General features: G+C 43.4%; 19 protein-coding genes. 4 read left to right on the top strand and 15 right to left on the bottom strand.

All coding sequences use genetic code 11. From position 1 onward, the window contains the following. Window positions 1-84 precede the first annotated feature (84 nt). Entirely contained in the window at window positions 85-1203 is a 1119-nt protein-coding gene (glgD, locus tag AB5213_RS01555; RefSeq protein WP_368276245.1) for a glucose-1-phosphate adenylyltransferase subunit GlgD, read from the bottom strand. Further along, a complete protein-coding gene (locus AB5213_RS01560) occupies window positions 1200-2474 on the bottom strand; it encodes a glucose-1-phosphate adenylyltransferase (RefSeq protein WP_055157904.1) in 1275 nt (424 codons plus the stop codon). The genes glgD and AB5213_RS01560 overlap by 4 nt, the downstream gene beginning before the upstream one ends. A gap of 210 nt (window positions 2475-2684) precedes the next feature. Here AB5213_RS01560 and murC point away from each other — a divergent pair, with 210 nt between their 5' ends. The 4 genes from murC to AB5213_RS01580 all read left to right on the top strand — a co-directional run bounded on the left by murC (window position 2685) and on the right by AB5213_RS01580 (window position 7483). Then, the gene (gene murC, locus AB5213_RS01565; protein ID WP_368276246.1) at window positions 2685-4064 is read left to right on the top strand and encodes a UDP-N-acetylmuramate--L-alanine ligase; all 1380 of its coding nucleotides are present in this window, start codon (window positions 2685-2687) and stop codon (window positions 4062-4064) included. Between the two features lie 121 nt (window positions 4065-4185). Next, a complete protein-coding gene (locus AB5213_RS01570; RefSeq protein ID WP_211133642.1) occupies window positions 4186-5286 on the top strand; it encodes a DnaD domain protein in 1101 nt (366 codons plus the stop codon). A gap of 14 nt (window positions 5287-5300) precedes the next feature. After that, window positions 5301-6296 carry an ATP-binding protein gene (locus AB5213_RS01575; RefSeq protein ID WP_022221120.1) on the top strand — a complete coding sequence of 332 codons (996 nt, stop codon included), beginning with the start codon at window positions 5301-5303 and terminating at the stop codon, window positions 6294-6296. After that, window positions 6296-7483 (top strand): ribose-phosphate pyrophosphokinase, encoded by a 1188-nt coding sequence (locus tag AB5213_RS01580; RefSeq protein ID WP_008369012.1) that lies wholly within the window; start codon window positions 6296-6298, stop codon window positions 7481-7483. Before AB5213_RS01575 ends, AB5213_RS01580 begins: the two co-directional genes overlap by 1 nt. A 91-nt stretch (window positions 7484-7574) precedes the next feature. On the opposite strand, the gene AB5213_RS01585 is transcribed toward AB5213_RS01580, so the two are convergent. The 13 genes from AB5213_RS01585 to leuD form a co-directional block, all read right to left on the bottom strand. Then, window positions 7575-9566, bottom strand: a complete 1992-nt coding sequence (locus AB5213_RS01585; RefSeq protein WP_368276247.1) for a TIM-barrel domain-containing protein — start codon at window positions 9564-9566, stop codon at window positions 7575-7577. 11 nt (window positions 9567-9577) lie between these two features. Continuing rightward, window positions 9578-11251, bottom strand: a complete 1674-nt coding sequence (locus tag AB5213_RS01590; RefSeq protein WP_368276248.1) for an alpha-glucosidase — start codon at window positions 11249-11251, stop codon at window positions 9578-9580. 218 nt (window positions 11252-11469) lie between these two features. Next, on the bottom strand, window positions 11470-12477 hold the full coding sequence (locus AB5213_RS01595; RefSeq protein ID WP_368276249.1) for a LacI family DNA-binding transcriptional regulator: 1008 nt from the start codon (window positions 12475-12477) through the stop codon (window positions 11470-11472). 19 nt (window positions 12478-12496) lie between these two features. Next, the gene (locus tag AB5213_RS01600; protein WP_368276250.1) at window positions 12497-14050 is read right to left on the bottom strand and encodes an ATP-binding protein; all 1554 of its coding nucleotides are present in this window, start codon (window positions 14048-14050) and stop codon (window positions 12497-12499) included. Continuing rightward, window positions 14047-15108, bottom strand: coding sequence for a DNA repair exonuclease (locus AB5213_RS01605; RefSeq protein ID WP_195368745.1), 1062 nt, complete (start codon window positions 15106-15108; stop codon window positions 14047-14049). The genes AB5213_RS01600 and AB5213_RS01605 overlap by 4 nt, the downstream gene beginning before the upstream one ends. Beyond that, the gene (locus tag AB5213_RS01610; protein WP_368276251.1) at window positions 15014-16243 is read right to left on the bottom strand and encodes a sensor histidine kinase; all 1230 of its coding nucleotides are present in this window, start codon (window positions 16241-16243) and stop codon (window positions 15014-15016) included. Before AB5213_RS01610 ends, AB5213_RS01605 begins: the two co-directional genes overlap by 95 nt. Beyond that, window positions 16233-16922, bottom strand: coding sequence for a VanR-ABDEGLN family response regulator transcription factor (gene vanR, locus AB5213_RS01615; protein ID WP_055297440.1), 690 nt, complete (start codon window positions 16920-16922; stop codon window positions 16233-16235). Before vanR ends, AB5213_RS01610 begins: the two co-directional genes overlap by 11 nt. Window positions 16923-17031: 109 nt before the next feature. Next, window positions 17032-18423 carry an asparagine--tRNA ligase gene (asnS, locus tag AB5213_RS01620; protein ID WP_008371696.1) on the bottom strand — a complete coding sequence of 464 codons (1392 nt, stop codon included), beginning with the start codon at window positions 18421-18423 and terminating at the stop codon, window positions 17032-17034. Between the two features lie 511 nt (window positions 18424-18934). After that, entirely contained in the window at window positions 18935-19813 is an 879-nt protein-coding gene (locus tag AB5213_RS01625; RefSeq protein ID WP_022220458.1) for an NAD(P)-dependent oxidoreductase, read from the bottom strand. Between the two features lie 11 nt (window positions 19814-19824). Continuing rightward, window positions 19825-21069, bottom strand: coding sequence for a 3-isopropylmalate dehydratase large subunit (locus AB5213_RS01630; protein WP_055157887.1), 1245 nt, complete (start codon window positions 21067-21069; stop codon window positions 19825-19827). A 17-nt stretch (window positions 21070-21086) separates the two neighbouring features. Further along, window positions 21087-21578, bottom strand: a complete 492-nt coding sequence (locus tag AB5213_RS01635; protein ID WP_008371705.1) for a 3-isopropylmalate dehydratase small subunit — start codon at window positions 21576-21578, stop codon at window positions 21087-21089. Between the two features lie 33 nt (window positions 21579-21611). After that, a complete protein-coding gene (locus AB5213_RS01640) occupies window positions 21612-22862 on the bottom strand; it encodes a 3-isopropylmalate dehydratase large subunit (protein WP_055157885.1) in 1251 nt (416 codons plus the stop codon). 3 nt (window positions 22863-22865) lie between these two features. After that, the gene (leuD, locus tag AB5213_RS01645) at window positions 22866-23348 is read right to left on the bottom strand and encodes a 3-isopropylmalate dehydratase (protein ID WP_044998914.1); all 483 of its coding nucleotides are present in this window, start codon (window positions 23346-23348) and stop codon (window positions 22866-22868) included. Between the last annotated feature and the right edge of the window lie 41 nt (window positions 23349-23389).

A 23389-nucleotide genomic window follows, 5' to 3' on the forward strand; every position in this document is an offset into this window, starting at 1 on the left:
GTAACGCACATACCGGTCCGCTCCTTTTCCTTTATTTGACCGGCATGCCTTCTGATCCGGACTCTTACAAGTCCCCCTCAGTTTTTATAATGCGTACCTTTCGTTCTTTTCTATTACTACTTTCACGCCATCTTCACCAACATGCCGTGTATTGGCACGGATCGTATCCCTGCTCTCTACAATACAGTTCTCAATGTAAGTATTGTCCCCAAGATACACATCATTTAAAATAATTGAGTTTTTGATCACACAATTATTTCCAACAAACACTTTTTTGAACAGAACCGAATTCTCAACGGTTCCGTTGATAATGCTTCCGCTTGCCACAAGGCTGTTCTTAACGACCGCACCCGGATTATATTTTGCCGGAGGCAGGTCTGTCACCTTGGAATAAATACTTGGAAGCTGCTTAAAGAAATAGTTCCGGACTTCCGGTTTGAGGAAATCCATGTTTGTCTTATAATAGGCATCGACCGTGGAAATATTGCTCCAGTAGTCTTTTATCTTATAACCGTATATCTTTTTCAGATTCTTGTATCTGATCAGGATATCCGTTACAAAATCATATCTGTCTTCCTCAGCTGAATGCTCGATCAGATCGATCAGCTGACGTCTGCGGATGATATAGATTCCTGTGGAAATCGTGTTGGAATTTGCCACCATCGGTTTTTCCTCAAAATCTTCGATCCGCATATTCTCATTCATCTTCAGAATGCCAAAACGGGTTGCATCCTCGCCCTGATCCAGATCCCGGCATACCACAGTGATATCTGCTCTCTTGGCAATGTGGTATTCCAGTACTTTGTTATAATCCATCTTGTAAACCGCATCACCGGATGTGATGATCACATAAGGTTCATGACACCTCTTCAGGAAATCCAGGTTCTGATAGATCGCATCTGCCGTTCCACGATACCAGTAGCCATTGTCTGCGGTGATCGTCGGTGTAAATACATAAAGACCACCCTGCTTACGTCCGAAATCCCACCACTTGGAAGAATTCAGATGTTCATTCAGTGAACGTGCATTATACTGAGTAAGTACTGCTACCTTCTGGATGTGCGAATTGGACATATTGCTGAGTGCAAAATCAATTGCCCGGTAGCTTCCTGCAATCGGCATCGCTGCCACTGCACGCCTCTGTGTAAGCTCCCGCATCTTGTTGTTGTTACCGCCTGCTAAAATGATTCCAACTGCTCTCATGATCTGTCACCCGCCTTTATCAATACTCCGCCGCTTTCAAGAGCACCCTGTACATAATCCTCCTTCACGGTAATACCGCTGATCGCAGTATTCTTTCCAATCTGTACTCCTGCCGGAATCACAGAATTCTCACCGATCGTAACCAGTCCGGAATTGTAGATATCAGACCTGAGCTTGTTCGGTGCTTCATTGCCGATTCCAAGGGTTACATTATCTCCAACCTTAACATTCTCCGCAATGATCGCTTTGTCGATCACACAGTCATTTCCTATCGCAACATCCTGCATAATGATCGAATCCCGGATCACGCAGCCTTGTCCAACAACAACACCTGCGCCGATCACACAGTTATGTATCTCGCCGTATATCTCAGCTCCGTCGCCAATGATGCTTCTGTCGATCACAGCTTCTTTTGAAATATACTGTGGCGGTATAATTGAATTATTCGTATAAATTTTCCAGAATTCCTCATAAAGATTAAATTCAGGAATAATGTCGATCAGTTCCATATTAGCTTCCCAGTAAGAACTCAATGTACCGACATCCTTCCAGTAACCATTATATTCATATGCAAACAGTCTCTGCTTCTTTTCATGACAATACGGAATGATATGCTTTCCGAAATCACATCCCGGCTGATCTTTCATCTTGATCAGTGCCTCTTTGAGCACCGGCCAGCTAAAAATATAAATTCCCATGGACGCAAGATTGCTCCGCGGATTCGCCGGCTTCTCCTCAAACTCGGTGATTCTCTTGTCTTCATCGGTAATTACGATTCCGAAACGACTTGCTTCTTCGATCGGAACTGGCATTGCCGCGATCGTCACATCTGCATGATTCTCCTTGTGAAAATCCAACATGACCTCGTAATCCATCTTGTAAATATGATCTCCTGATAAGATCAGTACATAATCCGGATTAAATGTCTCCATATACTCCAAATTCTGATAAATTGCATTCGCCGTTCCTGTATACCATTCGCTGCTTGTACTCTTCTCATACGGCGGAAGAATTGACACCCCTCCGATATTCCGGTCCAGATCCCACGGAATACCAATTCCAATATGTGTATTAAGCCTGAGTGGTTGATACTGGGTCAGGACACCGACTGTATCGATTCCTGAGTTGATACAGTTACTCAGCGGAAAATCAATGATCCTGTATTTGCCGCCAAATGCAACAGCCGGTTTAGCAACTTTTGCAGTCAGGACGCCAAGTCTGCTGCCCTGTCCTCCTGCCAATAGCATTGCTATCATTTCCTTTTTTATCATGTCTTCACCCCTTCTCAGTAATTCTGGTTTTTTCATTATAACATATTACATACATATAGTGAACATATTTTACAAAAATATTTCCATTTACCTATCTTTTTTATAGAAATATCACAAAAAGAAAGGGTTTGGTTTTTGACCTATCTATGTTATAATTATGCACGTAAGTCAAATACTATGAAACAAATTCACAGAACAGGAAGTGTCATTATGTATAAAATTGATTTTAATCAGCCTTGCCATATCCACTTCATCGGAATTGGCGGCATCAGTATGAGTGGACTCGCTGAGATCCTTCTTGAAGAAGGCTTCACAGTATCCGGATCCGATAACAAAGAATCGGCACTTACGGATCATCTGTCTCAGAATGGTGCAACCGTATTTTACGGTCAGAAAGCTTCCAATATTATAGACGGTATCGACCTTGTAGTTTATACCGCAGCGATCCACGAAGACAACGAAGAATTTGCAGAAGCAAAGCGTCGGAATCTTCCGATGTTATCCAGAGCAGAATTACTCGGTCAGCTTATGACTAACTATAAGACACCGGTTGCTATATCCGGTACACACGGTAAGACAACCACAACCTCTATGCTTTCTCATATCGCTCTTGCAGCAGACCTGGATCCGACAATCTCTGTCGGCGGTATCCTGAAAGCGATCGAAGGCAATATCCGTGTCGGCGGACCTGACCTTTTTATTACGGAAGCATGCGAATATACCAACAGTTTCCTGCACTTTTTCCCGAAAATCGGTATTATTCTGAATGTGGATGCGGATCACCTGGACTTTTTTAAAGACCTGGACGATATCCGTAATTCTTTCCACCTTTTTGCTAAGCTTCTTCCGGAAAACGGAACTCTCGTCATCAACGGAGATATTGATAAAATTGAAGAGATCACCTCCGATCTTTCCTGTCGTGTTATCACTTTTGGCAAAGAAGCTTCCCTGGATTACAGTGCAGCCAATATTACTTATAGCGAACAGGGCAATGCCTCTTTCGATGTCGTAAAAGACGGACAGAATGTTGCACATCTCGCTCTTGCAGTTGGCGGTGAGCACAACGTATATAACGCACTTGCGGCAATCGCAGTTGCCGATATTCTTGGTGTTCCTGCTGAGACGATCCAGACAGGTCTTGCTTCCTTCCACGGAACAGACCGCCGTTTTGAATACAAAGGTGAAGTCGGCGGAGTGACCATCATTGATGATTACGCACACCATCCGACAGAGATTGCTGCAACGCTGAAAAGTGCTGCACATTATCCACATAAAAAGCTGTGGTGTATTTTCCAGCCACATACTTATACACGTACAAAAGCATTATTCTCAGAATTTGCTGAAGCACTCGCACATGCAGACCATGTAATCCTTGCTGACATCTATGCAGCGCGTGAGACAGATACTTTAGGCATCTCTTCTGCACAGCTTGCAGATGCAGTCAAAGAACATGGATGTGACGCAACTTATCTGCCAAGCTTTGCAGCCATCGAAGAGTTCGTCACCACCCATTGCCAGCCTGGCGATCTTCTGATCACAATGGGTGCCGGAGATGTTGTAACCATTGGGGAAGACCTGTTAAAAGCCTGATTTTCTCCAATATTTGCGAAATTTTATCTGTAATAACAAAAATTTCCGTCAGAAAATTCTTTTTTACAATCTGGGATGATGTTATAATGAACAAAGTCAGAAAAGAAAGGAAGCGGAAATTATGAGTGCACTTATTTTGCGCAATCATTCCCACAATAACATAACGATCGTGGAGAATGACTTTATCGATCATTATATGGTATCTGCGAACGGAGAATATGTAAAAGTCTATCTTCTTCTTCTCCGTTATCAGAATATCCCGGAGCAGCTTCCGGATATCCCGCAGATGGCAGACCTTCTGGAGAATACCGAAGGCGATATCCTGCGCGCACTCAAATACTGGGAAAAAGAAGGAATTCTTTCTCTCGAATATGACGAAACAAATGAACTCGCCGGAATCTGTATCGGGAAAGCACCAACTCATCAGACACCTGTCAAAGCGGCTTTCCATACACCTTCCGCACAGTCTGCTTCCGTTCATGAAAAATCTCCGGTCACGCAGTCTGATGGAAATACCACTGTTTCAGACAAAGCTGCCGGTCAGAATCTTCCTGCATCAAGACGTTCCCTTGCTGCAAGAAGAGAATTAAAGCAGATTCTTTTTATTGCTGAACAATATCTTGGCAAAACCTTATCCCGTACCGATGTTGATGCGATTACCTACTTTTATGATTCCCTTGGTTTTTCCGCAGACCTGATCGAGTATCTGATCGAATACTGTGTGGAGAACGGACATAAGAGCATGCATTACATTCAGAAAGTAGCACTTTCATGGGCAGATGAACATATTACAACCGTCGATCAAGCACGTAATTCCTCTGCATTTTACAACAAAACCTGCTATTCTATCCTGAATGCATTTGGCATCAAAGGGCGGGGACCTGCATCTGCCGAACTGGATTATATCCGCAAATGGCTGGAGGATGGGAATTTCGAACTGGATCTCATTCTGGAAGCATGCAACCGCACCATCAGTGCAATCCACCAGCCAAGTTTTGAATATACTGACAAGATTCTCGAAAACTGGAAGACGGGCAACGTTCGTACACTGGCAGATGTTGAGCGTCTTGATTCTGCCTTTGAGCAGGAAAAAGACCGGAGGAAAACTCCTTCGGGGCAAAACCGTACACCTTCTGCCCAGCAGCCTTCCAAATTCCGTAATTTTGAAGAACGTTCTTACAATATGGACGAGCTTACCAAAAAATTATTACGCAGTAACTAAGAAAGGGGAACACTGTGCCGTTAACTAATTCACAATACAATGCGCTGATGCGCGTATATGAAGAAAAAAGAGCGAAGAGCCGTGACCTCGCGAATCTTCACTACGAGCGTGCCTGCCAGAAGGTTCCGGAGCTTGCATCGATTGATGCCTCTATTTCTTCTGCCAGTCTTGATCAGGCGAAAAAGCTGCTCGCAGGCGATGACACTGCCCTCGCTTCTTTGAAGGAAGATATCCGGTCTCTTTCTGACAGACGCCGCCGACTCCTTTCCGACGCCGGATTCCCGGAAGACTATCTGGAACAGCATTTTGAATGTCCGGACTGTCAGGATACCGGCTATGTCGGCACGAAAAAGTGCCATTGCTTTTTAAAAGCGATCATTGATCTGTTCTACACCCAGTCCAACTTAAAAGGGCTTCTCGAACAGGAAAATTTTGAACATTTTAATTTTGATTATTATTCATCCAATTATAGAGACCGGCTTTCCGGTCAGAATTCCCGCGAGCTTGCAACGCGGGCTTATCAGGAATGTATGAATTTCATCCACAATTTTGATACCGAACATGGTAATCTGCTCCTTTTTGGGAATACTGGTATTGGGAAGACATTTCTCAGTCACTGCATTGCAAAAGAAGTAATGGATTCTCTGCATTCCGTTCTTTACCTGACTGCCTCTGAATTTTTCGATGCGCTCCTTGAAAAAGCACTGACCCGGAATGATGAGAGCTGTCTTTTATATGAGCAGATCCACCAGTGTGATCTGCTGATCATTGATGACCTGGGAACCGAACGAAATACAGACTTTGTCGTTTCTCAGCTTTTTGTGTGTTTAAATGATCGGATCCTGAACAGGAAATCCACGATCATTTCTACTAATCTTACTCTGGAGGAAATCAAGACGAACTATACAGAACGTACATTTTCCCGGATAAGCAACCATTATAAGATACTTCGCCTTGCCGGTGATGATATCCGCATTCAAAAGAAACTTATGTACAGGGAGGAACACTGATGTTACATCGAAGTGAACGAATTCTGGATAATATTCCAGTTGGCTCTCTCGGCATTATTGCTGTAGACGGCTGTGAAGAGATGGGAAATAAAGTCAATGACTATCTCGTAAAATGGAGAAAGGAAGAGACTCGTTTCCAGAAAGACAATCTTGTTTTCAACGGCTACGAAAAGCCGAACTATCTGATCAACGCAAAAGTACCGCGTTTTGGATCTGGTGAAGCCAAAGGTATTATCAATGAGTCTGTACGTGGAAAAGACCTTTATCTGATGGTCGATGTCTGCAACTACAGCCTGACTTATTCGCTCAGCGGCAATACCAACCATATGTCACCGGACGACCATTTCCAGAACCTGAAGCGTGTCATCGCCGCTGTAGGAGGAAAAGCACGTCGTCTGAACGTCATTATGCCTTTCCTGTATGAAAGCCGCCAGCACAAGAGAAGCGGCCGTGAATCACTGGACTGTGCACTTGGTCTGCAGGAGCTTGTCCGCATGGGTGTTGACAATATCATCACTTTCGATGCACACGACCCACGTGTCCAGAATGCGATCCCGCTGAACGGATTTGAGACGATCCGTCCGACTTACCAGTTCGTAAAAGGACTTTTAAAGCATGTACCGGATCTTCAGATCGATGCTGACCATATGATGGCGATCAGCCCGGATGAAGGTGCAACCGGACGTGCAATCTACTTTGCCAACGTACTCGGACTCGACATGGGTATGTTCTACAAACGCCGTGACTACACAACCATCGTAGACGGACGTAACCCGATCGTAGCACACGAATTCCTTGGCTCTTCCGTAGAAGGAAAAGACGTAATCATCCTCGATGATATGATTTCGTCAGGTGACAGTATCCTCGATGTAGCACGCCAGCTCAAGATGCGTAAAGCAAAACGTATCTACGCTGCTGCAACCTTCGGACTTTTCACAAACGGTATGGAAAAATTCGACCAGGCTTACGAAGAAGGACTGATCAGCGGAATCCTCACAACAAACCTGATCTATCAGACACCGGAACTGCTCAGCCGTCCTTACTACATCAACTGCGACATGAGCAAGTACATCGCACTGGTGATCGATACACTGAACCATGATGCTTCTATCAGCAGCATCCTTGATCCAAGCGAACGTATCCAGAATGTAGTTGAGAAATATAAAAAAGGGGAAGCGATCGATTAATTTATACGAGCGAAATTTTTCCGCTATATGATAAAAAATACTGCTTGAATATCATTTTGATATCTAAGCAGTATTTTTTTACTCTTAAACGTTAATTTGTGAATACTCGGTAATTCTCTTTTTTATCGTAATCTTTGCAGATTCCATCATCCTCATACATGGTATAACTACTGTTTTCGTATCCGATAAGTTGCAGATATTCGGTATCAATATCCTTCACACACTCTGCCGCTTCTGCAACCGGGATACATTTACCATTTCGAATGAAGAGCGGTACTTCATTTGATGCCACATCTACATAATGGATACCTTTCGCGAGAATCTCTTCCGAAATGCTTCCATCCGGCAGGAACTTGACAAATTTCATTTCTTCCGGCAGATAAACATAACGGCCTCTTGCGTTCTGCTCGTAAACCGGAGCGATCATAATCTCGTTTCCGAGCATCAGCTGATCCTCTACGCGGATTGCTCTCTTGTCGTCCGGATAAACAAACCCTAAAGGCTTAAAATACATATCATCACTCAGCGCAGCTTTCATGTACTCGCTGTACAGATACGGCACAAGACGATATCTGGTGTTAATGACAGCACGGAAATCCTCGATATTTTCGAATTGATAACACTCCTGCTCTCTTGTTCCCGTCGCCGAATGATTACGCATCAGTGGTGTAAATACACCAAGTGCAAGAAAACGAAGCAGCAATTCTCTTGTTGTATCAGCACCAAAACCTCCAAGGTCAGCACCTGTATACAGGAAACCACACATGTTCAGAGACGGCAGCATCTTCAGGTTAAGAAGGATATGTGACCACCAGGATTTATTATCTCCGGTCCAAATTCCGCCATAACGATGCATTCCGATGTAAGAAGATCTGGAAAACATCAGAAAACGTTTTTCCGGGTCAATGCGTTCAAACGCTTCTCCGGCCGCTCTTGTCATATTATAGCCAAAAAGATTATGTACTTTGTCATGACGGATCTTTTTGCCATCCACATTGTGATAAAATCTTTTATAGTCTTCCGGATTATTCGCAATACTGAGCATCTTGTCCTGCATTTCCCAGGAATGGATCTTGCCTTCGGTATCCTTTGCAAACTCTCCGGCAAGTTCTTTTGCCTCTGCAAGGCCTTCGGAAGAATAAAAGATCGCAGGCTCGTTCATATCATTCCAGAAACCTTCTATTCCCTGTTCGATCAGAAAACGATATTTGTCCCCGAACCATTTTCTGGCTTCCGGATTCAGCATATCCGGAAAATGGGTATCTCCCGGCCATACAGCTGCAACGAAATCACTTCCGTCTTCTCTCTTGCAGAAATAGTTGTTTTTGACACCTTCCTCGTAAATCTCATATCCCGGCTCAACCTTGACACCGGCATCAATGATCGGAATCAGGCGAATACTCTGGTCATTCATTTCCTGTACGAATTCCGGAAAATCCGGAAAATTTTCTTCACTCACTGTGAAATCTTTAAATGACTGCATATAGTCAATATCCATATAAATCATGTCGATCGGAATATGATTCTCCCGATATCCTTTTGCGACAGTACGGAAATCTTCTTTCGTCGTATAACCCCAGCGGCTCTGTCCGAAACCAAAGGCAAACTTCGGTGGGATATAGCTGCGTCCGATTACGTGGCGGAACTGTTTTACGATATCATAAGCATTCTCACCTTCAAGCACGTAGATATCCAAGTCAGCATTTTCGCAAGATACCTTAAGGGTATCCTCTCTGTCATATCCAATATCAAAGGTCAGTTTTGAGGGATAGTCGAAAAATAATCCAAACGTCCTCTTTCCGCTCACAACAATGAAGTTGTGGGCTCCGTACAGAGAACGCTTGTCCTCTGTGTGTACCGGATCATCTGTACAATTACTGATATAACAGTACCCTCTCTTGTTGATTCCACGATTGGCTTCACCCAGACCATAGACAATGTCATCTTCATCCATGATATAAGTAAAAACAAATCCTTCCTCCTGACTGACCTCTCCATACGGGAGAACGCCCTTAGTTGTTTCAATCTTTTCAGTCAGTGCCTCCGTATCAAACGGAGTTCCATATCTATATTTTCTAATCATTTCTTTATCACCTAGTGTTTATAATATAGTACAAATGCTTCATATGGATTCAGAACAATTTTTCCTTCAAATTCTTTTCTTCCAAGGTTTGTGATCAGACACTCTGCGCCTTTAAATTCTTCCGGCACTTCTACTTCTGCATTCTTATCGCTGAAGTTGCAGACAGTCAGAAGCTTTTCCTCATCCTGTTTTCTTGTGTACGCAAAAATCTGTTCATCCTCACGGTAAAGAGGTTCAAATTCACCATAAACAATAATGTCTTTTTCTTTACGCAATCGGATCAGTTTCTGATAGTAGTGGAAAACAGAATCCGGATCTTCAAGCTGCTGTGCTGCATTGATCTTCTTGTAGTTCGGATTCACTTTGATCCACGGCTCGCCCTCTGTGAATCCAGCCTGTTTACTGTCGTCCCACTGCATCGGAGTTCTCGCATTGTCACGGCTTCTCAGCATCAGACATTTCATCATGTGTTCCGGAGTCATAAGACCTGATTCCGTAAACTCTTCAAAGTAATTAATACTTTCAATATCACGGTAATCTTCCAGTTTGTCAAAGTAAATGTTTGTCATACCAAGCTCTTCACCCTGATATACATATGGCGTTCCCTGCATCATATGAATACAGGTCGCCAGCATTTTTGCGGAGGTTTCTCTGTATACCGGATTGTCATTTCCAAAACGGCTGACACTTCTCGGTTGATCATGATTACCTAAAAACAAACTGTTCCACGCCTTACCCTGAAGTTCTTCCTGCCATTTGATCATAATATTTTTGAACTCTTTGAAGTCATATTTTGCAGTTGTCCACTTTCCATAATCTCCGCATCCACTCTCCACATGCTCGAATTGGAATACCATGTTCAATTCATTTCGGTCATCACCCGCATATTTCTGTGCTTCTTCTATTGTGACTCCTGCGGTCTCACCGACTGTCATGATATCATATTTTGAAAGAACTTTTTGATTCATTTCCTGAAGGAATTCGTGGACCCTTGGACCATGTACACAATATGGTCCAAAGTCCCCATAAAGACCGTTATTCATTTCTCCGTCCGGAAATCTCTGATCTTTGGAAATCATACTGATAACATCCATTCGGAAGCCATCGATTCCTTTTTCACACCAGAATTTCATCATGTCATAAACTTCCTGGCGTACTTTTTCATTTTCCCAATTGAGATCCGGTTGTTTTTTTGAAAACAGATGCAGATAATACATCTGAGTTTGCGGATCATATTCCCATGCAGAACCGCCAAATGCTCCGCCCCAGTTATTAGGTTCTTTTCCGTTTACCGGGTCTTTCCAGATATAATAATCACGATATGGATTATCTTTTGATTTACGGCTTTCAATAAACCAGTTATGTTCATCTGAAGTATGGTTGACTACGAGATCCATCAGAATCCTGATGGATCTTTTGTGTGCTTCACACAACAATTCCTCGTAATCCTCCATCGTTCCATATTCTTCATAAATTCTGCGGTAATCAGAAATATCGTAACCATTATCGTCCTGAGGTGATTCCAGCATCGGAGAAATCCACAATACATTTACCCCAAGTTCTTTGAGGTAATCCAGTTTCTGTATGATTCCTCTGATATCTCCCACACCATCACCGTTACTGTCTTTAAAACTCTTTGGATATATCTGATATACTACACTTTCTTTCCACCATTTTTTCTCCATGCCAAATCTCCTCGTTTATAATTGTTTAGTATTATTTAACCGCTCCTGTAACAACACTATTCATGATACCCCATACATCTTAGCAAAATCAAGAGGTTTCTCGCGAAACTATAAAAGACAACAAAGTTTATTTCCTGCTTTTATACAGTCTGCACAAAAACAACCAGACCATTCCATCGGCTTACCTGTATACATGCAAAGTCGAAAAAAGGATCCTGTCATTCCCTGACAGAATCCCTCTTTACCAGATAGACTGGATTTTTTATGTTTAATTCGTCCAGCGTCTCTCCCTGAATTAACTTCAGCAGACGTTTCAGCGCCACATGCGCCTTTTGCGGAACATCCTGATGAACCGTTGTCAGTTTCGGTCGAACCATACTTGCATAGACACTGTCATCATATCCTGTAACTGAAATCTGATCCGGGACCATGATGCCTTCATCAAAAAAGAAATTTATCGCTTCCATCGCATTATAATCTGAGGAAAATGCAAGTGCCTTTGCTTCTAAAAAACGTGGGAGAAGTTCTCTGTATTTTCTGAGACGCAATCTTTTTTCGCCCGGAATAATTATATATCGGGAGTGACTGCAGAATCCCCCCGATTTTTCCATCGCCTGTTTAAATCCCATCCACCGATAGTAATCACTGTCTCTCTCCGTTTCCGCAACAAACAATGCTTTCTTATATCCGCAGGAATACAGGTATTCTCCGATCTGATACCCTCCCGAATAATCATCTATACCGACATTCTGGAAGGTATAAGCACCTTCCGGATAAGCATCGATCAGAATCATTTTCTTGTTTAATCTGCGTGAAAGACTGCGATACTGTTCTTCATTGTAGCCAAGAATAAGCAATCCCTCTACATTCCATTTTGAGGCAATATCCACTACATTCTGAATACTTTCACCGCCAATAAGCATAACATAATATCCATTTTCTTCCGTTTCCATCTGAATCGTTCCGATCAGTTCTCCCACAAATGGATCCTGAAGTGACTGCATACCATGGGCATAAGAAAATCCGAGTACTACACCTATAATTCTGGAACCATGGCCGGAAAGCATCACGGAACCCATATGCGGAACATAGTTCTGTTCTTTAAGAATAGTCGTGATTTTATCAATCGTTTTCTGGGAAACTCTTTTGGTATTGCCATTTATAACATTAGATACCGTAGTACGGCTGACGCCTGCCATTTCTGCAATATCCTGAAGCCGAATCATAAAATCTTCCTCCTTGTCTTTACAACATCACCTTATGATATTCACATCCCATCTTTTCCAGCATTTCCATCTCCCGCTTCTGACAGCTGAATATAATTACCTGCCGCTTACTGTCTTTCAGCCAGCGAAGGGTCTGCGCAAGTCTACTGTCGTCATAATAGCCGAATGCATCATCCAGGATTACCGGACATTCTTCCTCGTGGAGAATTTTTGTTGCGGCCATCCGGATTGCAAAATAAATCTGTTCCAGCGTTCCCCGGCTTACCTGATCCATGGATATCTTTTTCCCATTACTCATAAGTTGCACATACAGATTTTCATCTACCCAGAGTCTGTTATATTTTCCATCTGTGATGGCATCCATGATTGCAGATACTTCTGTATTCATAAGATCGCTTGTCCGGCTCTGCATCTGTGCGGCAAGTCTGGTCAGCTGTTCCATAGCAAGTTCAACACCCTGCTTGTTTTTTAATCGCTCTATCTCTTCACTGTTCATCTCATCGAACTCGTCGCCTCGTTCCTGCAGATTTTCATACAACACTTCTTTTTCATGATAGGTTTCCTGTACTTTTGCAAGCTTTCCTTTCTGCCTCTCATAATCTGCCTTGAGAGAAATGCCCTGTTCTTTTATCTCCTGTAATCTGGCTTTCTTTTTCTTCTTTCCATCTTTCAGACAATTCCAGACATACAGCCCTTCAGCCAGTGCCACCACGATTGCCACAAGAAAATTCCACGGCTTATGAAAAAGCAGAAAAGTCACAAAAAATGCCCCCAGCATACTCACTGCCTCCAGTGGATGAATCCTCCACCCAGCAAAATATCCTGCTGCCTCTTCCCGTTTCTTCCGCTTTTTATCTTCATTTACCCAGCTTTCCCATTCTCTGCGTTTCTCTTCACAGCTTCTTTTCAGTTGTTCCGCTTCATTTTCTAACTGATGCAGATCCCGCCAGACATAGGATGCCTCCATCTCTGCCCGCTCTTTCTTTTCGCTGATCAGCTGCCTCTTTTCACGTTCTTCTTTTTCCAGCTCTTTCTTCCGCTCTTTTAAAAGGGCAAGCGCCCCTTCGAGGTCAATCTCACTGTTCCCGGTTGCATAATAATTTGCCGCATAATTCTTCAGCTCCGCCGCCAGTATTTCTCCGGTCTGTACCCGGAGCTGTCCTATCGAAACTGTATTTTCATAGTCACTTTCTGTCATACCACCTAACAGAATTTCCAGATCCCCATGCTCAAGTGACAATTCTTCTCCATCATCTTCACAAATCAGAGAGCCGCCTTTCGCATACCGATCGAAATTCCGTTCCAGGCGAAATCTCCGGTCACCACAGGTAAACCGCAGGATTCCCGCATAAAAGTTTGGATTCTCCCAAGGCTCATAGGTACGGAATGTATCTGTTGCGGCGGCACGCCCGCGCTTTCTTTCCATTCCAAAAAGCATTCCCTTCAGAAAGGTATGCAGCGTTGTTTTTCCCGATTCGTTTTCTCCGTAAATAATATTGATCCCATCCGTAAGCAGGATCTGCTTATTCGTGAACTTACCGAAATTCTTCAGGATCAGTTCCGTTATCTTCATAATTTGCTCCCCTTTGCCTCCAGCATGGCCTGTACTCCCTCAGCCAATGCAATTGCCTCCACACTGTCATCCTTTGCTTCTGCAAAACTTTCTATATACCAGCCCAGAAGATTTCCTGCATTTTGTTTTTTCAACTTTTCATAATCATATGCCGGCTTTGTTTCATCCAGAATTTCGACAATATTTCCATAGGAATCCATCCGGTCGGTATCATAGATCATATCCGGATCCCGAAATCCCCGCAGAATGATTTTATAAATGTTCTGTATACCTCTTTCCCGTATGGCAAGGGAAATTTTTTCTTTCATTTCCCGTCCGGTCATCTCTCTTCCTGCTTCTACTTCCATATGCACATATTCTCTGGATGCAAAAGGAATAAATTCCGTCCGGGTTCTTCCATTTTTAATCTCCCCTTTGATATAACCATGCTTCCCGGTGTCATTTTTATCTGTAGGCTCTAGGGATCCTGCGTAATACATCCGGTCCTTTGCAAGCTCTGCCGGAAGATGAATGTGCCCAAGAGCAATATAATCATATCCCAGCTTCAGTAATTCGTTCTTTCGGAACGGGATATGCTTTTCATCGCCGCCATGGGCCAGAAGGATGGAGGCTATTCCTCTTTTTTCCGGAAGGATTTTCTCATAAAGCGGTTCTGTGATCTCCCGTTCCTCATAGCTGAGTCCGTATATGCGGACCCCAAGCTCTTTAAATTCCATACAGGCGGGTTTCTGAGACAAAAACATGTGCACCGGTCCCTGCCATTTATAATTCCGGTAATAGGACGTACTTTTCAGGTAATCATGGTTGCCCGCCATCAGCACGACCTGTGTATGTGTCAGTCTGGAAAATAAATAATCCAGTTCCTTCAGCTCTCTTAAAAGCGGCTGTCTGTGAAACAGATCCCCTGCGATCAGAAGAAGATCTGTCTGTTCCTCTTCACAGATATTTAAAAGACGCTCAAAGCTATTCCACAGTTCTTCCGGTCGCTTTGCGGTGTAAGAACTTCCTGCGTCCGGCTCTGCCCCCAGATGAATGTCCGCTGTGTGTATGAATTTCATTACTTTCTACTCCTCCTTTAAGGGGAAGTGTCACGATAAAACGTGTCTTTCCCCCACTGCTCTCGGCAATGATCTGTCCCTTGTGCAGCTCTACAATCTCTTTTGCAATGGCAAGCCCCAGTCCTGCTCCTCCGGTACTGCTGGATCTCGACGCATCCGCGCGATAAAATTTATCAAAGATCCTCTTCAGGCTCTCTTCCGGTATCGTATCTCCTTCATTTTCAAAACAGATTCTTACCTGGTTCTCCTCCTTGGCAGCCTGGATCAGAAGCACACTTTTCTCCCGGCAGTATGCTATGGCATTTCGCAGAATATTATCAAAAACCCTGGCAAGCTTATCCGGGTCTCCCTCGATCAGGATCTCTTCCTCTGCTTCCACCTTGCAGGTCAGCATCTTCTCCTGAAGTATCCCATAGAGTTCGTCTGCAATCTGTTCCAGCATCATGGTCAGATCAATATCCACCTTATCCAGTTCAATATCCTGCAGATTCAACTTTATACTTTCAAAAAACTCTTTCAAAAGATCCCCCAGTCGATTCGCCTTCTCCAGAGATATCTGCGTATATTTGGCGCGCTCCTCTGCCGGCATCTCCGGATGAGAATCCAGCATACTCAGATACGCCACCACAGAAGTAAGCGGTGTTTTTAAATCATGTGCCAGAAAAAGCAGGACATCATTTTTCCTCTGCTCAAGCTTTTCTGCCTCTTCCTCCTGGCTCCTTAATGTCTCTTTAATCTCATTGAGACGATCCTCGATTGGTTTTAACTCCGTAATCAGCCGGATTGGCTGGTCAGACGCTGAAATAATATTTTCAATCCCATCTTCTACCTGTTCCAGATAACGCGTCATTTTTGAAAGTGCCACATAAAAAAACAACGAAAATAAAAGTAAAAAACCGAGGATCATAAAGAACACTTTATTATTGCCGATCCACTGCCAATACAAAGATGTTGCGGTCTCTTCACTCACATGAAAAGCTTCCAATATTCGCAAAAAACCATTGGCAAAGCTGTCATTATAAATACCATCGATAAAATACTCCAGAATAAATCTGCCAACCAGCACTGTCAGGGCCGTAATAAAAACCGTCTGAAGCAATATGCTCAGTTTTAATTTTCTGTAATTATTCTTCAATTTTGTATCCCACTCCCCAGACAGTCTTGATAAGATCTGATTTTCCAGTCGGTTTACTCAATTTCTCACGCAGATGCCGGATATGTACCATCACCGTATTGTTGCTGTTCTTCAGATACTCTTCATGCCAGACCTCTTCAAATAATCTTTGTGAGCTGATCACCTTTCCGCGATTCTCACAAAGAATCCACAGAATCTCAAATTCCGTCGGTGTCAGCGGAAGAGACTGCTCATTATAGATGCATTCATGGGATTCTTTATTTAACAAGAGTCCTGCAAAATCAATGATATTCTCAGAATCACTTTTCTTACCATCGTTGTACTGCGTGTATCTGCGCATCTGTGCTTTCACTCTCGCTACCAGCTCCAGCGGGTTGAATGGTTTCGGAATATAGTCGTCAGCCCCCATCGTAAGCCCGGTGATCTTGTCCCGGTACTCCGTCTTCGCGGTCAACATAATCACCGGAAATGTGTATTTCTCACGGATCTTTCTCAGAATCGTGAAACCGTCAATATCCGGCAGCATCACATCCAGGATCGCCAGATCCACTTTTGTCTTCTCAATACATTCCAATGCTTCCTGCCCTGTGTAAAATTTCAAAACATGGTATTCATTTTGCAGATATAATTCTACGACATCCGCAATTTCTTTTTCATCATCTACAACTAAAATATTCATATTTCACTTTTCCTTTCCGTATATAGAAAGATTTGCGTATAAAACAGCAGACCGGAAAACACACCCTTTTGATGCAGTTCCCGGTCCCCTTTTTCTTCATTCTTCTTTTTTACAGTTCGCAGTTATTCACAGTTCTTGGGAACGGAATTACGTCACGAATGTTGGACATTCCTGTAAGATACATGATGCATCTCTCAAATCCAAGTCCGAATCCTGCATGTCTTGTAGATCCGTACTTTCTCAGATCCAGATAGAATCCGTAATCTTCTTCCTTAAGTCCAAGCTCTTTCATTCTTGCAACAAGCTTATCGTAGTCGTCCTCTCTCTGGCTTCCTCCGATGATCTCACCGATTCCAGGAACCAGACAGTCAACTGCTGCTACGGTCTTGTTATCATCATTCATCTTCATGTAAAAAGCTTTGATCTCCTTCGGATAATCGGTAACGAATACCGGACGTTTGTAGATCTCTTCTGTCAGATAACGTTCATGCTCTGTCTGCAGATCTGCTCCCCATGATACTTTGTATTCAAATTTGTCATTGTGCTTTTCAAGGATTTCGATTGCTTCTGTGTAAGTAACTCTTGCGAAATCAGAATTTACAACGTTGTTCAGACGGTCGATCAGTCCTTTGTCTACGAAAGAATTGAAGAAATTCATCTCTTCCGGAGCGTTTTCCATCACGTAGCGGATAACATATTTCAGCATGTTTTCTGCAAGGATCATGTCATCTTCCAGATCTGCAAATGCGATTTCCGGCTCGATCATCCAGAACTCGGCGGCATGACGTGTGGTATTAGAATTCTCCGCACGGAATGTCGGTCCGAATGTGTAAATGTTGCGGAATGCCTGTGCATAAGTTTCACCGTTCAGCTGTCCGCTTACGGTAAGGTTTGTCTCTTTTCCAAAGAAATCTTTGGAATAATCAACAGTTCCGTCTGCATTTTTCGGCACATTGTTCATATCCAGTGTTGTTACCTGGAACATTTCTCCTGCGCCCTCGCAGTCACTTCCTGTGATCAGCGGTGTATGTACATATACGAATCCTCTTTCCTGGAAGAATTTGTGGATTGCGTAAGCAGTCAGTGAGCGTACTCTGAACACTGCCTGGAAAGTATTGGTTCTTGGACGAAGATGTGCAATACTTCTTAAATATTCAAAGCTGTGACGTTTTTTCTGAAGCGGATAATCCGGTGCAGAGGTACCTTCTACAACAACTTCTGTTGCCTGGATCTCAAATGGCTGCTTTGCCTGTGGTGTTGCGACAAGTGTTCCTTTTACAATGATTGCCGCACCAACATTCAGCTTGGAAATCTCGCCAAAGTTCTCCATATTATCATGATATACTACCTGAAGGTTTTCAAAGAAAGATCCATCATTTACAACGATAAATCCAAATGTCTTAGAATCACGGATACTGCGCACCCATCCCCCGATGGTCACTTCTTTATCCAGATATTCCTCTCTGTTTCTGTATAATTCTCTTACTGTTACCAAATCCATCTGTTCTGTTCCTCCATATTACTCTCTTATATATTTCACATAACCCCAATGAGCCTTGTAAGCATTGCCGACAGCTTCTGCTGCCATTTTCTACTTTTGCAATATGTCCAGTATACCATTAAACTACCGCAGTTGCAACGATGTAAAAAGAATCTGATTACATTTGAAAGTACTTTCGCAATGATTTTTTTATTGTACTCTAATCAATATTCCTTAATCGATAGTTCATTTTTCCTTAAGAAATTTTCTTTTTCTTTTATGATATAGACATATTTTGAACACAATTTATCTGTATACTAAGAGTCAGATAGTTGATAAACAACTATCTCCCCCCTCATAAAGTAAGCGCAATCGGGTTACCCCGATTGCCGCACTTTACTCTCATTCCTTTAGAAATTAAATAAAAGCACAAGAAAACCCGCTGGTCGAAAGATCAGCGGGTTTTCTCGTTACTGTTTATGAAACACAAAATATCAGGGAGCTGCAAAACAGCTCCCTGAATCACATACGATTATTCTTCTACATCCTGCACATCATAATACTTGATCAGCGCCTGTGTCCCAAGATCTCCAAGCCCTTCCTGTGCCAACTCTTCATAATTTGACAGTACCAGACTCAGCACCTCAAGACTCAGTCCGCTCATATTTGCCTCAGTCAGCGCAAGCTTCATATCCTTGATGAAATGCTTCATAAAGAATCCCGGTGCATAATCTCCGGCAATGATCTTTGGTCCGAAAGCATCCAACTGTTTGCTTCCTGCTGCCCCGGTAGAGACCGAATCAAAAAGGACATTCAGATCCAGTCCTTTGGCCTGCGCATAGGAAAAGGCCTCACATACACCACTTAAGGCACCGGCGATCATAATCTGATTAGCAAGCTTTGCATGCTGTCCACATCCGGCTTTTCCCTGATAATTGATGTTTGTTCCCATTGCTTTGAAAAGCTCCATACAAGCTTCATAATCTTCTTTCTCGCCGCCGACAAGGATGGATAATGTAGCGTTTTTTGCTCCGGTATCCCCACCTGTTACAGGCGCATCCAGCACATGGAATCCTTTTTCTGTGCCCTCTTTTGAAATCTTTTCTGCAAGCATCGGGCTTGTAGTTGTCATATCGATCAGATAGGTTCCCGGATCTGCATTTTCCAGAATACCGCCTTCATCGAAGTAAACCTCTTCCACATCTCTCGGAAAACCAACGATGGTGATCACTGCATCACATCCGGGTACACATTCTTTGATAGATTCATGGAAAATTGCACCCTCGCTGATCACATCATCGACTTTCGCTTTTGTTCTTGCGTAAATATGCAGTTCATATCCTGTTTTCATAAGGTTGCGCACCATGGATTTTCCCATGATGCCAACACCGATAAATCCAATTTTTTTCATAGTGAACTCCTCTACTTTGGACTTACAATCTTTCCTGCCACCGCGCAGCTTGCCGCTGTTTTCGGAGATGCCAGATAAATCTCGACCTTAGAAGTTCCCATACGTCCAAGGAAGTTACGGTTGTTGGTTGCAACCACACGTTCTCCGTCTGACAGAATTCCTCCGGTACGTCCACAACAAAGTCCGCAACCCGGATGGGTAATGATCGCACCTGCCTCAGATAAAGTCGTAAGGATTCCCATATCTGCTGCCTGTTTGTAGATCTTACGGCTCGCCGGAGTCACGATCAGTTTTACAAAATCCGCAACTTTTTTGCCCTTTAACACTTCTGCTGCTGCCTGAAGATCCTCCAGACGTCCGTTTGTGCAAGAGCCGATAAATACCTGATCGATCTCGGTTCCTTCTACCTCGGATACATTTCTGATTTTGTCAACCTGTGACGGAAGGGCCATAACCGGTACAAAGTCCTCTGCTTTATAAGTGATCGTTCTCATATAAGTTGCATCCGGATCACCAACCAGACTCTTCTGATAATCATTTAATTCAATATTGCAATACTCGGCAGTTTTCTCATCCGGTGTGAAAAGTGCGCATTTTGCTCCTGCTTCGATTGCCATGTTTGCCATTGTCATACGGCTTGCAACTGTCATATTTTCAATGGTGCTTCCGGCAAATTCCAATGCTCTGTAAGTAGCACCGTCTGCTCTCAAATCACCGATCAGTCGTAAGATGATATCCTTTGACATGACATTTTCCGGAAGTTCACCATCGATCACAACTTTGATCGTCTCCGGTACCTTGATCCACATCGTTCCGGTTCCAAGGATACTTGCCATCTCGGTATAACCGATACCAGATGAAAATGCTCCAACACAACCATAAGTTGTGGTATGGCTGTCGGTTCCGAATGCGATATCACCCGGTTTAACATAGCCAGCCTCTGTCATCAGCTGATGGCAGATTCCGTCACTTCTGTGTACATGTGTAAGTCCGTATTTATCTGCAAATGCATCTCCGGTACGAAAATGTCTGGTATCATCCTGCTGACTTGCCGGAACCAGATGATCATAGATCAGAACAACCTTGTCCGGATCATGCAGTTTCGTAAATCCCATTTCTTCAAATTTTTCTGCCACAAAGGGGATGAAAATATCATGGATCATCACGCGGTCAACGTTAACCGTCACAATGTCTCCCGGCTTTACGGCTTTTCCTGTATTATGTCTGATAATTTTTTCAATAATCGTCTCGCCCATTTTCTTCTCCTTTCCGGTTAATCCAGTCCATTCAGCTTGCGCATGGCTTTTACCAGACCGCCAGCCTGAATAATGCTCATCAGATTCTCCGGCAGAGAAGCAATCGGATATTCCTTGCCATTATAATCCACATGCTCATTCATCACTACCGTGATCTCGTCGCCCTCTTTCATATCATCATAAAGATCCGGCTGTTCAATCAGAAGAAGTCCGTTGTTGATCGAATTACGGAAAAAGATCCTTGCAAATGATTTGGCGATCACACACTGCACACCCATTGCCTTGATGATCTCCGGTGCCTGTTCTCTTGACGAACCGCAACCAAAGTTCTTTCCTGCTACAATGATATCCCCCTTCTGGATCTGTCCGGCAAGTTCCGGACGAAGAGGAGAAAAGCCATACTGCTTCATATCATCGATTGTCTTAAGTGCAAGGTATTCAGTTGGAATGATGATATCGGTATCAATGTCATCTCCAAGAACCCATACACGTCCTGTAAATTTATCCATCTTATGTCACCTCGTCAAACGTAATTTCGTCTCTTACACATCACTTGCCAGTGCAATTTCTCCGGCAATGGCAGATGCTGTAACGGTTGCAGCCGATCCAAGATATACCTTTGAACTCGGATGTCCTGCACGTCCCTTAAAGTTGCGGGTTCCTGTACTGATCAGGACTTCATTTTCACCGATTACGCCCTGGCAGCTTCCCCAGCATACACTACAGTTCGGGTTCATCACGATCGCACCTGCATCCATGAAGATATCGATCAGTCCTTCTTCCAGAGCCTGTCTGTAAATAGTCTGACTTGCCGGAACAACAAGGAATCTTACTTTTTCAGATACTTTCTTTCCTTTGATAACCTGTGCGCCTACACGGAGATCTTCGATACGTCCGTTGTTGCAGGATCCAAGGAATGCCTCATCAATCTTGATACCGCGCACGTCTTTTGCCGGCGCAAGATTGTCTACAAAATCCGGTTTTGCAACAACCGGCTCTACCTTGGATAAGTCAAATGTATATTCTCTTACATAATGCGCATCCGGATCGCTGTGATATACAGCCTTTGGCTCGCGTCCATGCTCTTTTAAATATTCCATTGCCACATCATCAACTTCAAAAATACCGGTCTTAGCTCCGGCTTCTACTGCCATATTGCAAAGTGCGATACGGTCACTGATTGTCAGAGTCTTCGCGCCCTCTCCGGTAAATTCCATCACCTGATAGTTACATCCGTTGGCTCCGACTTCACCGATGATGGTGAGGATCAGATCTCTCGCATATACACCTTCCGGCAGCTTTCCAACCAGGTTGAATTTCACAGTCTCCGGTACCATTACCCAGGAAGTTCCTGTTACCATACCGTAAAGGAAGTCTGTACATCCAACACCGGTTCCGAATGCACCAAGTGCACCGTAAGAACAGGTATGGCTGTCTGCACCAAAGATCAGTTCTCCCGGACGAACATAATTTTCCATCATAATCTGGTGGCATACACCTTTCCCTTCCCAGAAATCAATGTGGTTTGCCTTTGCAAAATCACGCATCTTCTTCTGGGATGCGGCTGTCTTTGGACAGTCAGACGGTACGTTATGATCTACGATAAATACCAGCTTGCCTGTATCTGCAATATGTGGATTTTTTAATTTATTATTATACATATCAACGGTAAGATGTGTAGTTCCGTCATTACTCATCAGACGATCCAGTTCTACTGTATGGATGTCACCCGGCTTTACGCTTTCCACACCGGCTGCCGCTGCAATGATCTTTTCAGCAATTGTCATTCCCATCGTCTATTCCTCCTCACGGTTCAGAGACGCAATAAGTCCGCCCTGATTCAAAATATTCTGCATATATTCCGGCAGTTTTGTGCAGGAATAAACCTTTCCATTTGCCTCAGCGGTTCCTTCCAACATATGAAGCTCCATCTGATCTCCGGTCTTTACTTCATCCGGAAGGTCTTTACAGACAATAGCAGGAAGTCCGATATTGATAGCATTTCTATAAAAAATTCTTGCAAATGATTTTGCGATAACAGCTTTTACACCTAACGCTTTTAACACACCCGGAGCCTGCTCTCTGGAAGATCCACATCCAAAGTTCTCTCCTCCGACCACGAAATCTCCCGGTTTTACCTTCTGTGCAAAATCCGGATCCAGAGATTCAAATGCGTGGCTCTTCATCTCCTCAAGATTCGGCAGCAACAGATACTGGGATGCGATGATCTGGTCTGTATCCAGATCGTTATGAAATTTAAAAATAGTCCCTTTTTCCATAAAGCATATTCCTTTCTGTATACACATGATTCCTTTATTTT

It is taken from the genome of Coprococcus sp. RTP21204st1_G4_RTP21204_210225 (assembly GCF_040915385.1).
Classification (GTDB): domain Bacteria; phylum Bacillota; class Clostridia; order Lachnospirales; family Lachnospiraceae; genus Allocoprococcus; species Allocoprococcus comes.